Source organism: Micrococcus sp. TCR-5 (genome assembly GCF_052220525.1).
Lineage (GTDB): Bacteria > Actinomycetota > Actinomycetes > Actinomycetales > Micrococcaceae > Micrococcus > Micrococcus luteus.
Window position 1 is genome coordinate 47,381 of record NZ_JBQPDO010000005.1, and the last position, 14,608, is coordinate 61,988.

General features: G+C 75.5%; 13 protein-coding genes. 5 read left to right on the plus strand and 8 right to left on the minus strand.

Going from position 1 to position 14,608, the window contains the following annotated elements; all coding sequences use genetic code 11:
- Nucleotides 1-9 precede the first annotated feature (9 nt).
- Nucleotides 10-1,320 carry a D-alanyl-D-alanine carboxypeptidase/D-alanyl-D-alanine endopeptidase gene (gene dacB, locus ACTSKS_RS04400; protein ID WP_231862044.1) on the minus strand — a complete coding sequence of 437 codons (1,311 nt, stop codon included), beginning with the start codon at nt 1,318-1,320 and terminating at the stop codon, nt 10-12.
- A 220-nt stretch (nt 1,321-1,540) separates the two neighbouring features.
- Here dacB and ACTSKS_RS04405 point away from each other — a divergent pair, with 220 nt between their 5' ends.
- Together ACTSKS_RS04405 and ACTSKS_RS04410 are read left to right on the plus strand one after the other, a co-directional pair.
- A complete protein-coding gene (locus ACTSKS_RS04405) occupies nt 1,541-2,128 on the plus strand; it encodes an inorganic diphosphatase (RefSeq protein WP_041104660.1) in 588 nt (195 codons plus the stop codon).
- An 87-nt stretch (nt 2,129-2,215) separates the two neighbouring features.
- Entirely contained in the window at nt 2,216-2,845 is a 630-nt protein-coding gene (locus tag ACTSKS_RS04410; RefSeq protein WP_041104661.1) for a hypothetical protein, read from the plus strand.
- A 27-nt stretch (nt 2,846-2,872) separates the two neighbouring features.
- Here the strand turns inward: ACTSKS_RS04410 and ACTSKS_RS04415 are convergent, their stop codons facing one another.
- Both ACTSKS_RS04415 and serS read right to left on the minus strand, forming a co-directional pair.
- Nucleotides 2,873-3,682 (minus strand): HAD family hydrolase, encoded by an 810-nt coding sequence (locus ACTSKS_RS04415; protein WP_041104662.1) that lies wholly within the window; start codon nt 3,680-3,682, stop codon nt 2,873-2,875.
- Nucleotides 3,683-3,808: 126 nt separating this feature from the next.
- Nucleotides 3,809-5,092 carry a serine--tRNA ligase gene (serS, locus tag ACTSKS_RS04420; protein ID WP_002858254.1) on the minus strand — a complete coding sequence of 428 codons (1,284 nt, stop codon included), beginning with the start codon at nt 5,090-5,092 and terminating at the stop codon, nt 3,809-3,811.
- A gap of 128 nt (nt 5,093-5,220) precedes the next feature.
- Between serS and ACTSKS_RS04425 the strand changes: the two genes are divergently transcribed.
- Nucleotides 5,221-6,231, plus strand: a complete 1,011-nt coding sequence (locus tag ACTSKS_RS04425) for an IS481 family transposase (protein ID WP_173150628.1) — start codon at nt 5,221-5,223, stop codon at nt 6,229-6,231.
- Nucleotides 6,232-6,260: 29 nt separating this feature from the next.
- Nucleotides 6,261-7,439, plus strand: a complete 1,179-nt coding sequence (locus ACTSKS_RS04430) for a diacylglycerol/lipid kinase family protein (RefSeq protein ID WP_041103508.1) — start codon at nt 6,261-6,263, stop codon at nt 7,437-7,439.
- Nucleotides 7,440-7,719: 280 nt separating this feature from the next.
- On the opposite strand, the gene pheA is transcribed toward ACTSKS_RS04430, so the two are convergent.
- Both pheA and ACTSKS_RS04440 read right to left on the minus strand, forming a co-directional pair.
- Nucleotides 7,720-8,670 (minus strand): prephenate dehydratase, encoded by a 951-nt coding sequence (pheA, locus tag ACTSKS_RS04435; protein WP_010079683.1) that lies wholly within the window; start codon nt 8,668-8,670, stop codon nt 7,720-7,722.
- Complete coding sequence (locus ACTSKS_RS04440) at nt 8,667-8,993, minus strand: rhodanese-like domain-containing protein (RefSeq protein WP_002858251.1); 327 nt, start codon at nt 8,991-8,993, stop codon at nt 8,667-8,669. Before ACTSKS_RS04440 ends, pheA begins: the two co-directional genes overlap by 4 nt.
- A gap of 83 nt (nt 8,994-9,076) precedes the next feature.
- On the opposite strand from ACTSKS_RS04440, the gene ACTSKS_RS04445 reads away from it, so the two are divergent.
- Entirely contained in the window at nt 9,077-10,585 is a 1,509-nt protein-coding gene (locus ACTSKS_RS04445; RefSeq protein ID WP_141843446.1) for an amidase, read from the plus strand.
- A 9-nt stretch (nt 10,586-10,594) separates the two neighbouring features.
- Here the strand turns inward: ACTSKS_RS04445 and ACTSKS_RS04450 are convergent, their stop codons facing one another.
- From ACTSKS_RS04450 to ACTSKS_RS04460, 3 genes are all read right to left on the minus strand, one after another.
- Nucleotides 10,595-11,164, minus strand: coding sequence for a DUF4190 domain-containing protein (locus tag ACTSKS_RS04450; protein WP_063189161.1), 570 nt, complete (start codon nt 11,162-11,164; stop codon nt 10,595-10,597).
- Nucleotides 11,165-11,261: 97 nt separating this feature from the next.
- Nucleotides 11,262-13,385 carry a PIG-L family deacetylase gene (locus ACTSKS_RS04455; protein ID WP_442927313.1) on the minus strand — a complete coding sequence of 708 codons (2,124 nt, stop codon included), beginning with the start codon at nt 13,383-13,385 and terminating at the stop codon, nt 11,262-11,264.
- Nucleotides 13,382-14,500, minus strand: a complete 1,119-nt coding sequence (locus tag ACTSKS_RS04460) for an acyl-CoA hydrolase (RefSeq protein WP_442927315.1) — start codon at nt 14,498-14,500, stop codon at nt 13,382-13,384. Before ACTSKS_RS04460 ends, ACTSKS_RS04455 begins: the two co-directional genes overlap by 4 nt.
- Nucleotides 14,501-14,608: the final 108 nt, after the last annotated feature.

Genomic DNA, 14,608 nt, shown 5'->3' on the forward strand with positions numbered 1-14,608 from the left:
GACCTCGGATCAGAGCCCGGCGACGGCGCTGACGGCCTCATCGACCGCCGCGCGCGCGGGCTCCAACTTCCACTGCAGATCCGAGCAGATGATGCTGAACGCGAGGACCCGCCCGGACGTCGTGGTGACGGTGCCGGTGAGGGAGACCGTCTGGTCGAGCGTGCCGGTCTTCGCGGCCACGGCCTGCCGCGCGGGGGCATCCGGGAACCGGTCGCCCAGGGTGGAGTCCTCGCCGGGCCGCGGCAGGCCCTCCAGCACGGTGCCCAGGGCGGGCGTGCGGGCCACCCCGGCCACGACGCCGGCCAGCTGGCCCGCGCTGACCCGGTTGTCCGGGGAGAGTCCGGAGGAGTCCACGAGCGCCATCCCGGCGGTGTCCACGCCGAGGTCCTCGGCGGTGGCCGTCAGCAGCTGCGCGGCACCCTCGTGGGTGGCGGGCAGGTCGGCGGCGGGCGCGGCCGCGTGGGCCAGGGCCTCGACCACCTGGTTCTCCGAGTGGGCCAGCAGGTACGCGACCTGCTCCCCCACGGGCGCGGACTCCACGGCCGCGACGGGGGCGGCGGCGAGGACCGTGGCGCGCGGCACCTCGGTGGCCGGGATCGTGTCCCGCAGACCCACCTCGAGGTCGGCACCGGAGGCGGCCACCGCGTCGTCGAGGGCGGCCTGGAAGGTGAGCGCGGCGAACTGCGCCGGGGCCTCGATGCGGTCCTCCCCGGTGCCGGGGGCCTCGCGACCGCCGTAGGTGGCCAGCGGCTGCACCGGCGCGACGTTGCCGCTCTCCGGGATGTCCGGCGTCCAGCGCGGGTTCAGGGCCTTGCGGTCGGTGAAGAGCCGCAGGTCCGTGCTGACCACCACCTGCCCGGTGACGCCGTCCTCGACGAGTCCGGCCACGGTCCGCTCCGCGAGGGTGCGCAGGCCCGCGCGGCCGGAGACGTGTTTCGAGTCCGAGGCGCCCGTGCCCAGCAGCACGTCGCCGCCGCCCACGAGCACCAGCTCGGTGGCCGCGCCGTCCGCGGTGGGCTGGGCCACCACGGTGGTCTGCAGGGTCGTCTCAGGACCCAGGGCGGAGACGATGGCCGCGGCGGCGAGCACCTTGAGCGAGGACGCGGGGGCCACGGGCTCGTCCGCGTCCCGCGCGTAGAGCACCTCGCCGGTGGCCAGGTCGCGGAACTCGGCGGAGACCGTGCCCGGGGACGTCTCCAGCCCCGGCTCGACGGCGGCCGCCACCTGGGCCGCGGTGGGGCCGGCGGACGGGGACGACGACGTCGGCTCGGCGGTCGTCGACGAGGCGGGCGCGCTCGACGGGGCCGTCGGTGCGGTCACGGGCCCGCAGGCGACCAGGGCGGCCGTGAGCGCGGCCAGGAGGACGGCGGGGAGCGAGCGGCTCCGGCGGTGTTCCGTGCGTCGATCCCGACGCCCAGCGCGCCCCGTGTCCACCTGTCCCATGCGTCCATCATGACGGACGCCCCCGGTAGGCTGACGGCAGCACCGCCGGGCGGCGCCGCGCCGCCCGGACACCCCACCCTCTGTGCGAAGGAGAGTCATGGCGCACGACGTCACCATCGAGATCCCCGCGGGCTCCCGCGTGAAGTACGAGTTCGACCACGAGACCGGCCGCCTGCGCCTGGACCGCGTGCTCTTCACCTCCATGCAGTACCCCACGCACTACGGCTACTTCGAGAACACCCTCGGCGAGGACGGCGACCCGCTGGACGCCCTCGTGTACCTGCCGGGCTTCGACCTGGTGCCGGGCTGCGTCGTCGAGGCCCGCCCGATCGGCGTGTTCAACATGACCGACGACGGCGGCGGCGACGCCAAGCTGCTGTGCGTCCCGGCGGACAAGCGCTACGACCACATCACCGAGCTCGAGCACGTGGAGGAGTCCCTCAAGCAGGAGATCGAGCACTTCTTCACCCGCTACAAGGACCTGGAGCCGGGCAAGTGGGTCAAGGCCGAGGGCTGGGAGGGCCGCGCGGCGGCCGAGGCCGAGCTCGAGGCCTCCATCCAGCGCTTCAACGCCGAGGGCGAGGAGTCCCCGACCGACGAGCCCCAGGGCCGCGAGGTGGACACCGAGGAGGCGCAGCCGGCCACCGAGGAGGGCGAGGAGACCGACGAGCCCCAGGGCCGCTGACCCCCGCACCGCCCACGCGCGACGCCGGCCGCTCACCCCTCGGGGTGGGCGGCCGGCGTCGTCTGCGGGCTGGCAGAATCGACGACCATGTTCGTGCTCACCATCAACCAGCGGGACACCCTCGACGCCGGCGACCGCGTGGACACGTTCCTGCGCGCCCTCCAGGACGTGCCGGGGCTCGGCGACGCCGTCGTGCTCCCGTTCCAGCGCGCCGTGGGCGACGAGCTGATCGGCGCCGTCGAGGACCCGCGCGTCGCCGTGGACGTGGCGCTGCGCGCCCTGCGGCAGCGCCGCTGGAACGTGGGGGTCGGCGTCGGGACGGTGACGCACGCGGACGGTGCGGCGGGCGCGCCCGCCTCCGGGGACCTGCACGACGCCGGCGGGCCCGGTCTCGCGGCGGCGCGGCGGGCCGTGGAGGCGGCGGCCGTGTCCACCGCGCGGATCCCGTTGGCCGTGCGCGGCCGGGACGAGGAGGCGGCCGCCGAGGCCGAGGCCGTGCTGCGACTCGTCGGGCAGCTCGTGTGGTCCCGGACCGACGCCGAGTGGGCGGTGCTGGACCTGCTGGTGCCCGGGGTGCGCGGCCAGCAGAAGCCGGCGGCCGCCGCGCTCGGGATCACGGCGCAGGCGGTCTCACAGGCGGTGCAGCGCTCCTACTGGAACGAGGAGCACGCCTGCCGCCCCGCCGCCGCGCGCCTGCTCACGCTGGCGGGGGGCTGACCCGGCGGCCCGGGCCGGTCGCGCCGCTCAGACCGCGGCCGGCTCCTCGAGGAGCGAGCGCAGCACCGTGGCGAGCCCGTGCTCGTCCACGTGCCCGGTGACCTCGTCCGCGGCGGCCACGACCTCCTCCACGGCCTGGCCCATGGCCACGCCGCGGCCGGCCCAGCGCAGCATCTCGATGTCGTTGCGGCCGTCGCCCACGGCCACGGTGTCCTCGGGGGCCACCTTCAGCACGGTGCGCAGCGCCTCGAGCCCGGACGCCTTGGTCACGCCCGCCGCGGCGACATCGAGCCACGCCGTCCAGCCCACGGAGTAGGTCACGCCGGACAGACCGATGCCCTCCACCGCACGGCCGAACTCCTCGGCGGAGGAGTCCGTGGAGAACACCACGAGGCGCACGGCCGTGGTGTCCATGAGCTCCTCGAACGTGACGCCCTCCGCGGCCACGCCGAAGGACATGTCCTGGAACCGCTCGGTGGAGCGGAAGGTGCCGTCCGGCAGCTCGAGCGCGTACTTGGCGCTGGGCAGGCGGTGGCGCAGCTGGGTCAGGACCGAGCGCGGGTCGAAGGTGCGCAGGTCCGTGACCTCGTAGCCCTCCTCCAGCTCGGGGTCCAGGCGCAGCGTGACACCGCCGTTGGAGCACACCATGAAGCCGGCGCCGATCCCCAGGGAGCGGGCCACGGGCAGGGTGGCCGCGCGGGAGCGGCCCGTCGCGATGACCACGTGGTGCCCGGCGTCCAGCACGGCCCGCACGGCCGCGCGCACGGGCTCATGCAGATGGCCGTCATGGTCCACGATCGTTCCGTCCACGTCCAGGCACACGAGCTTCTTCGTCATGACCCCCACCCAACCACACGGCCCGGACACGACGGCGACGCGCGGGTGAACGGCGGGGGCGCCGCAGGGGCGCCGCGGGGCAGGCGGGCGAGGCGGCCGACGCCGCCGGGGGACGACGTCGTCCGCTCAGACCAGCTCGAAGCGCTCCATCCCGCCGAGGTAGGGGCGCAGCGCGGCGGGCACGGTGACCGAGCCGTCCGCGTTCTGGTGGTTCTCCAGGATCGCCACGATCCAGCGGGTGGTGGCCAGGGTGCCGTTGAGCGTGGCCACCATGCGGGTGCCGCCCTTGGAGCCGTCCTCCGTGCGGACCCGCTCGCGGATGTTGAGGCGGCGGGCCTGGAACGTGGTGCAGTTCGAGGTGGACGTCAGCTCGCGATAGGTGCCCTGCGTGGGGACCCATGCCTCGCAGTCGAACTTGCGGGCGGCGGAGAGGCCGAGGTCGCCGGCGGCGATGTCGATCACGCGGTACGGCACCTCGATGGCGCCCAGCATCCGCTCCTCCCACGCCAGCAGGCGCTCGTGCTCCGCCTCCGCGTCCTCCTGTGCGGCGTAGATGAACATCTCCAGCTTGTTGAACTGGTGCACGCGGATGATGCCGCGGGTGTCCTTGCCCGCCGAGCCCGCCTCACGCCGGTAGCACGTGGACCAGCCGGCGTACCGGACGGGGGCGCTCACGTCCATGATCTCGTCCGCGTGGTAGCCGGCCAGGGCCACCTCGGAGGTGCCCACGAGATACAGGTCGTCGCGCTCCAGGCGGTAGATCTCGTCGTCATGCTCGACGTCGAAGCCGGTGCCCTGCATGGTCTCCGGGCGCACCAGGGTGGGCGGGATGACCGGCACGAAGCCGTTCTCCAGGGCCAGGTCCAGGCCCAGCTGCATCAGGGCGAGCTCGAGACGCGCGCCCACGCCCTTGAGGAAGCTGAACCGGGCGCCGGACACCTTCGCGCCGCGCTCCATGTCGATCGCCCCGAGCAGCTCGCCGAGCTCGAGGTGGTCGCGCGGCTCGAAGCCCTCGGCGGCGAAGTCGCGCGGGGTGCCGACCTCCTTGAGGACCACGAAGTCGTCCTCGCCGCCGGCCGGGACGCCGTCGACGATCAGGTTCGGGAAGGCGCGCTGCAGCTCCGCGAGGCGGGCCTCGGCGGCGCCGGCGGCCGACTCGGCCTCCTTCACGCGCGCGGCCAGGTCCTTCACCTCGGCCAGCAGGGCCTGCTTCTCCTCGCCCTTCGCCTGGGCGACACGCTTGCCGAAGGCCTTCTGCTCCGCGCGCAGCTGCTCGAAGCCCGCGATGGACGAGCGGCGGGCCGCGTCTGCCTCGACCACGCGGTCCACGAGGGACGCGTCCTCCCCGCGGGCCTCCTGGGAGGCGCGGTACTTCTCGGGCTGCTCGATGAGGTCCTTGACGTCGATCACGTGCGCCAGCCTAGCTGTTGTGGGTCATGAGGTTCTTGCCACGGGGTACGGGCTGAGATGAGACGAGCGGGCCCCGCCCGGCAGGATGGAAGTTCCTACACCACCCACCTGCCAGAAGAGACCCACTCATGACTCACGCTAACGCACCCCTGACCCCGACCGGCCGGCTGCGCATGGTCCACCGCCACCTGCACGACGGGATCCCGCAGGCGCACGTGGCCGCCGAGTTCCGCGTCAGCCGCCCCACGGTGGCCACCTGGGTGGCCCGCTACCGCGCCGAGGGCGAGGCCGGGCTGCTCGACCGGCCCAGCCGGCCGCGCCGTTCACCTGCCCAGCTCGATCCGGTCCTGGTCGCCCAGATCCACGCCCTGCGGCGGGAGCGCAAGTGGTCCGCACGGCGCATCCATCACCACCTCGCCTCCGAGGGCCACCGGGTGTGTCTTCGTACCGTGGGACGGTGGCTGCACCGACTCGGGATCTCCCGCCTACGGGACCTGACCCCAGCCGGAGAAGACCTCCGCCGGCAGCCGGCCCGGAGGATCACCGCGAGGGGACCGGGGCACATGGTGCACCTGGACGTGAAGAAAATCGGGCGCATCCCCGACGGGGGCGGCTGGCGTGCTCACGGACGTGACAGTGAAGCAGGCCGTGCTTCCAAGCGTGGTGCAGGCCGGCGGGTCGGCTACACCTATCTGCACTCGGCGATCGACGGGTTCACCCGGCTGGCCTACACCGAAGCGTTGGAGGACGAGCGGGCGGCCACGACCGTGAGCTTCTACTGCCGGGCGCGGGCGTTCTTCGCCGCCCACGGCATCACCGTGGACCGGGTGGTCACGGACAACGGGAACAACTACCGGGCCGTGGACTTCACCGCCAAGGTGGTCTCGCTCGGGGGCCGGCACCACCGGATCCGGCCCTACACGCCCCGCCATAACGGGAAGGTCGAACGCTACAACCGTCTGATGGTCGATGAGGTCCTCTACGCCCGCCCGTACTCCTCAGAGACGGCCCGGCGTGAGGCGTTGGCAGTGTGGGTGAACCACTACAACTACCATCGGCCTCATACCTCCTGCGGGGACGCCCCTCCGGCCTCGTTGGCCCCGGCCCGAGTCAACAACGTCATGACCTCTTACACCTAGCGGGCGGGGCCGACGCCTAGACTCAGGGCATGACTCCCGAGTGGTGGATGGCGCTGGCCGCCCTGGTCCTCCTGGCCGTGCTGGCCGTCGTCGTGGTGGTGCTGGCGGTGCGCCAGGTCCGCCTCGGCGTGCAGCACCAACGGACGCGTCTCCTGGTGGACGCCCTCGACGCGCGGGTGGGCGGCGTGCAGCGCCGGCTGGAGGAGGTGCCCGGCATCGGCACGGGCCGCCACGAGGTCGCGCTGGTGCTGAACCCCATCAAGACGCACGCGGACCGGGTGCGGCGCGAGCTCGAGCGGCTCGCGGCGGCGGAGGGCCTCGGCGAGGTGCTCGTGCTCGAGACGCAGGAGGACGACCCCGGCACCGCCATGGCGCGGCAGGCCCTCGACGCCGGTGCCCGGCTCGTGATCGCCGCGGGCGGCGACGGCACGGTCCGCACCGTGGCCGAGCAGCTGGCCGGCACCGACGTCGCCCTCGGCGTGGTGCCGCTGGGCACCGGGAACCTGCTGGCCCGCAACCTGGACCTGCCGATCAACGACGTCGAGCAATGCCTGCGGATCGCCGTGGGAGGCCGGCAGCGACGCATCGACACCGTGGACGTCCGCTTCACGCACGAGGACGGGCGCGTCACCCGGCAGACCTTCACCGTGATCGGTGGCGCCGGCTACGACGCGGACATCATGGGCGACACCAAGGATGAGCTGAAGGATCTGGCCGGCTGGCTGGCCTACAGCGAGGCCGGCATACGGCACCTGCGCGGCAAGCGGCACGAGGTGACCGTGGCCCTCGACGGCGGTCAGCCCCGCCGGTTCAAGGTGCGCACCGTGATGGTGGCCAACTGCGGGATGCTCACGGGCGGCGTCGAGCTGCTGCCCCAGGCCAAGCTCGACGACGGCCTCCTCGACGTCATGGTCCTCTCGCCCCGGCACGCGCTCGACTGGGCGCGGATCGCCGTGAAGACCGTGACCCGGTCTCGCAGCTCCATCCCCGTGATGCACACGGAGCAGGCGCAGCGCGTGAAGGTGGAGTTCGCCGAGCCGATGCCCTCCCAGCTCGACGGCGACGCCACCGGGGTCATCACCGCCCTCGACGCCCGCGTGCAGCCGGACTCGCTCGTCGTGATGCTCGTGGCCGAGGACGACGCCTCCGTCCGCGACGACGGCGTCTCCGCCGCCGCCCCCGTCCCGGAACCGGCCCCGCACATCTGACCCCCCGTCCCCGCTTTCGTTCGGGAAACGGCGGCTTCCCCACCGTTTTCGTTCGGGAAACGGCGGCTTCCCCAGCACTTTCGTTCGGGAAACGGCGGCTTCCCCAGCGCTTTCGTTCGGGAAACGGGCGCCGGGGCGACGCGCGGACGGGAAGCACGACGACGGCCCGTCGTCGTGGTGATCGTCCCGTTTCGTCAACGAAAGTCCCTCGGGGGCCGCCGTTTCCCGAACGAAAGTGGCCCTGGGCCCGCCGTTTCCCGAACGAAAGTGCTGCACCGCCTCAGCGGGAGCGGAGGGACTCCACCCAGGCGCGGCCGGAGCGATACGCGGCGTCGGTGAACTCGGCCGGCACCCTCGTGGGCACGGGCTCGGCCTGGGCGTAGGAGCCCAGGAACCGCAGGTCGGGGTACTCCCGGTACAGGGCCGCGAGCGCATCACCCACGCGGGCCTCCGCCAGGTGGCCCTCGAGGTCGAGGGAGAAGAAGTACCGCCCGATGCCCTCGCCGGTCGGCCGGGACTCGATGCGGGAGAGGTTCACCCCGCGCGTGGTGAACTCGGCCAGGATCTGCCCGAGGGCGCCGGGCCGGTCCTCCGGCAGCGGCACCACCAGCGTGGTCTTGTCCGCTCCCGTGGGCGCGGGCAGGGCCGTCGGCCGGGAGAGCAGCACGAAGCGCGTCACGGCGCCCGGCACGTCCTCGATCCGCTCGGCGAGCACCGGCAACCCGGTCTGCTCGGCCACGAGCGGGGCGCACACGGCGGCGTCGAAGTCGCCCTGGGCCACGAGGCCGGCCCCGGCCGCCGTCGACGGGGCGGGCGTGAAATCCACACCCGGCAGCGCCGTCTCGGCCCAGCCGCGCACCTGCGCCCAGGCGTGGGGGTGCGTGGTCACGCGCCGCACGTCCTCGATCGCAACGCCGGGCCGGCCCACGAGCACGAAGCTGATGGGCACGTGCACCTCCGCGAGGATCTGCAGCGTCTCCCCGAGGGCGATCTCGTCCACGGTGGCGGAGACGCCGCCCTCCACCGAGTTCTCGATGGGGACGACCGCGCGGTCCACCTCCCCCCTGCGCAGCGCCGCCACGGCGCTCAGCACGGAGCCCGCAGACACGAACTCGGCCTCGGCCGGGTCCGCCACCTTGCGCAGGGCGGCCTCGGTGAAGGTGCCGGCCGGGCCGAGGAAGGCGTAGCGCAGGCGCGACGGCGTCGCGTCAGCGGAGCCCGTCCCCGTCACTTGACGGTGGGCTCGGCGTCGCCGTCGGCCTCCATCGGCTTGCCGGCCTCGAGCCACGCGCCGGAGCCGCCGGCCACGTTGATGGCCGAGTAGCCGCGGCCGGTCATGAACTCGGCGGCGCGGGCGGAGCGGCCGCCGGTGCGGCAGATCAGGTAGTAGTCCGTGTCCGGGTCCAGCTCCTCGAGCCGGTCCGGCAGCTGGCCCAGCGGGATGTGCTGGGCGCCGGCGGCGCGGCCCAGGGCCCACTCGTCGTCCTCGCGGACGTCCAGGATGGTTGCATCGGCGGGGATCTCGTTCACATCGACGGTCTCGAAGGCGCTCATGGCTTCAGCGTAGCCACCCGCCCGGACGTCCCAGGAAGGCCCCGCCGTCCATGACCCGGGCCACGCCCGTTAGGCTCGGCCGCATGCAGACCTCCGACGCCGCACCCGCCGCCGACGACGACCGCACCCCCTCCGCCCCCGGCCCGGCCCGGCTCCTGGACCGCTCGGCCGTGCGCCTGCGGGAGGACCTCGCCGCCGGGGCGCTGAGCGCCCGGGAGGTCACGGAGGCGGCCCTCGCCGCGGCCCAGGCCCACGCGGACCTCGGCGCCTTCGCCCTCCTCGACGCCGAGGGCGCCCGGACCCGTGCCGCCGAGCTGGACGCGGCCCACCCGCGCGTCGGGCCCCGGGCCGTGCCCGGTCCGCACACCTCCCCCGCCCCGGACGACGACGGCGCCCCCGCCTCCCTGCACGGCCTTCCGCTGGCGTACAAGGACCTGATCGACGTGCGCGGGATGCCCACGCGGTTCGGCTCCGCCCTGCTGGCCGACGCGCCGCCGGCCGCGCAGGACGACCCACTCGCGCTCCGCCTGCGCGGGGCCGGCACCGTCACCCTCGGCAAGACGACCGTGCCCGAGTTCGGCCTGGACTCCTACTCGGAGAACCTCGTGACGGCGCCGGCCCGCAACCCCCTGGACCCCACCCGCACCGCGGGAGGCTCCTCGGGCGGGGCCGCGGCCGCCGTCGCCGCGGGGATCCTGCCGTTCGCCCCGGGCTCGGACGGGGGCGGGTCCATCCGCATCCCCGCCGCGGCGTGCGGGCTCGTGGGCCTCAAGCCCGGTCGCGGGGAGCTGCCGATGGACGAGCACGCGGACACGGTCCGCAACCTCACGGTGTCGGGCCCGCTGGCCCACACGGTCGAGGACGCCGCCCTGCTCTACGACGTGATGCTCACCCCCGAGGGCCTGCCCGGCCGGGTGCTGTCGGACCTGCGCCGCACCGTGGAGACCGCCCGGGCCGGGGACGCCGTCGACGTCCGCCGGATCGGCGTCACCACGGCCTCGCCGTTCGCCCCCGACCTGGAGATCTCCCTGGCCCGGCCCGCCCTCACCGCCCTGACGAAGGCCGCCGCCGCCCTGGACGCGGGCGGCCACGCGGTCGAGGACCTCTCCCCCTACTACGGCGAGGACTACCACCGGGACTTCCGCACGGTGTGGACCGCCGGGCTGCTCCGGGCGCCGCTGCCGGAGGACGCCGAGGCCCACGTGGGCGCGGTGGCCGCGCACTTCCTGCGCACGGCCCGGGCCGCAGGGCGCGCCGAGCTCGACGACGCCGCCCACCGGCTCGAGGAGTGGGCGCGCGGGGTGCGGGCGCAGTTCGCCGCCGTCGACGTGGTGATGACCCCGGTGCTGGCCACCGCGCCCCCGCCGGTCGGCCACTTCCTGGCGATGGAGCCCGAGGCCAACTACGAGGCGCAGTGCGCGTTCACGCCCTACACCTCGATGGTCAACGTGCTCGGCCTGCCCGCGGTCGCGGTGCCCGTGCTCCGGGACGAGCGGGGCCTGAACTGGTCCGTCCAGCTCATCGGCCGGCCCGGCACGTCCGCGCCCCTGCTCGCCCTGGCCGCGCACCTCGAGCTGCTGCTGGCCGGCTGAGCCGGCCGGTCAGGTCGAGGTGTAGTCGCCCAGGGACATGCCGGCGATCACCAGGATCACGAGGAACACGACGGCGAGCAGCAGCAGGGCGAGGGACACGTAGTTCATCACGAGGCCGGCGATCGCCATGCCGCGGCCGTGGGGCTCGCGCTTGAGGCCCAGGTGTCCGAGGACCACGCCCACGATCGGCGGGAGGAGGAACGTGAACCCGCCCACCACGGAGATGATGCCGAGGATCATGGACGCCACCGAGCGGCCGATGCCCTCGGTCTGGCCGGGCTGCAGCGGGGCTCCGAAGCCGTGGCCGGGCGTGCCCTGCCCGTAGCCGTAGGCGGGGACGGTGTTCGCGTCCTGGCCGTAGCCGTACGGCTGCCCGTAGGCGGGGCGGGTCTGCTCCTCCTGCTCGGCGTACGAGGGGGCCCGGTCCCAGGCGGCGCGGTCGGCGTCGCCGGCCGGGGCGTCGGGCCAGCCGGCGGCGGAGGAGCCGGTGCCGGAGGAGCCCGCACCGGCCTCGGACCCGTACCAGCTCGGCCGGGCGGCCTCACGGCGCGGGTCGTGGGAGGCGTGGGGGTCGGTCATGACGGTCCATCCGGTTCGGGGCGTCGCGGTCCGGTGCCGAGTCTAGGCGGTGCCCCCGGACCCGGCCCGCCCCCGCACCCCTGCTCCACGGCCGGCCTCACCCGGGCCGGCCCACCGCCTTGAGGTACCCGGAGAACCCGCCGGGGGTCCGCCCCTCCAGGCGGGACGAGGTGAGCACACGGGTGGTGTCGGTGGCGATCACGCGCACCCGGCGGCCGTCACCGCCGTCGCGCTCCCCCGCCAGGGCCCGCACGGCCTCGGCCAGACCGACGTCCTCGTGCTCGGCCACCGGCGGGAACCCGCCCACGGCCTCGTACAGCGACCACGGCAGTCCCAGGTTGGCCCCGTGCACGTGCGGGTGCCCCTCCTCGTGCCGGTAGCCGCGGAGCCAGGCCTGCCGCAGCGGCCCCTGGTGCACGTCCACCGTGCCCAGCACGAGCACCTCGTCGCGGCCGGCGGCCACGGTCTGCGCCAGCAGCCAGTCGGCGGGGACGCGGCTGTCCGCGTCGGTGGAGGCGAGCCAGAGGCGCTCGGCGGGCACGTCGGGGAACAGCGCGCGGGCCCGGCGGGCGCCCTCGAGGCGGGCCCGCCCGACGCCGGCCTGCCCGGCGGTCGGCTCCCCCAGTTCGAGGACGTGGATGCGCGGGTCGGCGGCGCGGGCCTCGAGGGCGGCGGCCACCGTGGCGTCGTCGCAGCGGTCCGCGGCGACCACGACCGCGGCCGTGCCCTGCGCGTGGTGCTCCTCCCAGCGGTCCAGGGCGGCGGCGAGGGCCGCGAGCGCGGCCGGCAGCCGCTCCTGCTCGTCCTTGGCGGGCACCACGACGACGGCGTGGGTCGCGGCGGCGGCCCGCACGTGGAGGCTGAGCCGGAAGTCGTCCTCCACGAGCTCGGCGCGCAGCCGCCAGCGCGGGTCGGCGGCGACGCGCGCGTGCACGGCATCCCCGTCCAGCGGCCAGCCCTCGATGGGATGGCGCCAGTGGCACAGCAGCAGCTCGCCGCCGGGGGCGAGCGCGGCGTCGGCGTCGTCGATCAGCGCGTCGAGCTCCTCGGGCTGCAGGAAGTAGCCGATCTCGGAGGCGATCACGAGGTCCGCGCCGGCGACGTCGGCCGGCCAGTCCGCGGGCAGCACGGCTCGGCGCACCTCGGCGTGCGGCGCGCCGGCCAGCCGGGCGGCGGCGCGCTCGACGGCGGTGGAGGACGCCTCGAGGCCGACCACGCGGTCCGCGCGCGCGGCCACGTCCGCGGTGAGCACGCCGATGGACGCGCCCGCCTCCACCACGGTCCCGTAGCGGGGCCGGGGCAGGGCGGCGAGGGTGAGCGCCCGCTTGCGGGCCTCGTACGACGAGCTGAGGTAGCGCCACGGGTCCTCCTGGGCCCGGTAGAGCCGGTCGAAGACGGCGGCGGCCCGGTGGGCGTCGGCGTCGTCGGGGCCGGAGACGCGGTGGGCCTCGAACGGGCGCTCGTGGTGGGCGAGCACGGCGGGGCCGAGGATCGCCTCGTCACCGGGCGCGTCGGAGAGGGGCCGGACCTGGGAGGCGTGCGCGTCGAGGGCGGCACGGCGGGCGGCCCGGTCGTCGTCGGTGAGCGGCAGCCGTCGGTAGCGGCGGGCGGGCAGGTCGGCCGGGTCGGCCCAGTGCCAGAACCAGATGGGGAAGGCGTAGAGCGGCAGGTCGCACTCGCCCGCGACCGCGCCGACGGCGCGGCCCACGGCCTCGTGGTCCGCGTGGCCGTCGCCGGGGTCGTGGGAGGCGAGCACGGCGGGGCCGGGGTGGGCGTCGAGGGCCGCGGCGACGGCGTCGCGCACGGCGTCCTCGTGCTCGGCCACGCCGGAGTCGGGCAGGGCTAGGGACGCCCACGTCAGCCGGTCCCGCGCCGGAGAGCCGGGGCCTGCGGAGGCGGGCAGGCCGGCGGCGAGGGCGTCGAGGGCGTGCTCCATCTCGTCCCGGCGCAGCCGGACCAGGTCCTCGGGCGTGTGCGTGGGCGAGTGCGGGTGGGAGGCCTCGCCGGCGGTGGCGACCAGCACGTGCACGCGCGCCCCGTCGCGCAGGGCGGAGCGGATCAGGCCGGTGGCGGCGAGGGTCTCGTCGTCCGGGTGCGCCACGGCCACGAGCAGCAGCGTCTCCGCGTCCCAGACGGGCAGGCGCAGCTCCGGCAGCTCGCCGACGCCGCCCTCGGCCCAGGCCGCCTCGGACGTGCCGTCGTCGGTGTGGGAGAAGCTCACCACGTCCAGCCGCCGTCGGTCTCGCCGGTCAGGAGCGCGGCGCCCAGCCGGGCGTCGTCGCGGTGTCCGTGGTGCTGGCGCAGGTAGACCTGCAGGTCGGCGACGGCGCGGGCGTGCGCGGCGCTGCCGGTGAGCGGGCCGGGGCCGGTGGCCTGCCCGACGACGTCCATCACCTCGGTGCACAGCTGCGCCACGGTGCCGCGGATCCGGTCGGCCTCGACCATGCCGCGGCCGTGGTCCAAGCGGCCGGCGTCCACGTCGTCGGCGGCACGGGCGAGCAGGGCGGCCATCGCATGGAGCAGCCGGTCGACGCGGCCGAGCGCCGCCTGGCCGATCTGGTCCGGGCCCGGTCCGCGGCCCTCGGCCTCGGCGGCCGCGCGGGCGGCGGTGGCGTTCCGCAGGGTGCGGGCGATGCCGACGGCGCCGCCGAACCACACCGCCGCCGCGCCGATGCCGCCCCATGCGAAGCCGGGCCGGCGCAGGTACCACTCGGCGCCGCCGACGGCGCTGCCGGGGACGGCGTCGAAGGCCAGGCCCACCGTGCGGATCGGGGCGAGGCCGAGCGCGGGCCAGGCCGAGTCGGTCTCGGCGACGCCGGGGTGGGACAGGTCCACGAGCACGGCGCGGCGGGTGCCGTCCGCCTCCCGGCCGGTCACGACGGCGGCCGCGCACCGGTCCGCGAGCGAGCACCACGGCTTCTCGCCGTCGAGCAGCCAGGCGGTGTCGGGGCCGTCCGGGACGGGGCGCAGGGCGGGGGTGCGGCCGCCGGACTCGGAGGCGTAGACGCCGAGCAGCCCGGCCGGGGCGGGGACGCCGGCCTGGGACAGGATCGAGAGCGCGTCCAGATGGGGCTCGAGCACGCGGGCGGCCGAGAGGTCCTGCGCGGCGACGGAGGCGAGCAGCTCCCACTGCTCCCGGGTGCGCCCCGCGCCGGTCAGCGGCAGGTCGAGCGGGGCGGCGTCGTCGCCGGACACGGCGCCGGACGCCGCACGGAGCAGCTCGACCATCGCGTCGACGTCCCCGTCGCAGGCCGCGGCGGCCGCGAGGAGGGCCTGCTCGGCCGGGCGGTCCACGGCTCCACCCGGGACGAGACGGACGGGCTCGGGCTGGGCCATGGGTGGGGACCTCCTCGTCGACGGCGCCCGGGCCGGTGCGCCCCGGGGTCGAGGATTCACCGTAGTCAGCACGGGCACGGCGGGGAATGGCCGGTGCGCCGGGGGCGA

Coding starts and splice junctions, on each gene's coding strand:
- ACTSKS_RS04445 (WP_141843446.1), top strand. CDS start 9,077: ATGCAGACCTCCGACGCCGCACCCGCCGCCGACGACGACCGCACCCCC.
- ACTSKS_RS04440 (WP_002858251.1), bottom strand. CDS start 8,993: ATGAGCGCCTTCGAGACCGTCGATGTGAACGAGATCCCCGCCGATGCA.
- ACTSKS_RS04430 (WP_041103508.1), top strand. CDS start 6,261: ATGACTCCCGAGTGGTGGATGGCGCTGGCCGCCCTGGTCCTCCTGGCC.
- ACTSKS_RS04450 (WP_063189161.1), bottom strand. CDS start 11,164: ATGACCGACCCCCACGCCTCCCACGACCCGCGCCGTGAGGCCGCCCGG.
- ACTSKS_RS04425 (WP_173150628.1), top strand. CDS start 5,221: ATGACTCACGCTAACGCACCCCTGACCCCGACCGGCCGGCTGCGCATG.
- ACTSKS_RS04460 (WP_442927315.1), bottom strand. CDS start 14,500: ATGGCCCAGCCCGAGCCCGTCCGTCTCGTCCCGGGTGGAGCCGTGGAC.
- ACTSKS_RS04415 (WP_041104662.1), bottom strand. CDS start 3,682: ATGACGAAGAAGCTCGTGTGCCTGGACGTGGACGGAACGATCGTGGAC.
- ACTSKS_RS04410 (WP_041104661.1), top strand. CDS start 2,216: ATGTTCGTGCTCACCATCAACCAGCGGGACACCCTCGACGCCGGCGAC.
- ACTSKS_RS04405 (WP_041104660.1), top strand. CDS start 1,541: ATGGCGCACGACGTCACCATCGAGATCCCCGCGGGCTCCCGCGTGAAG.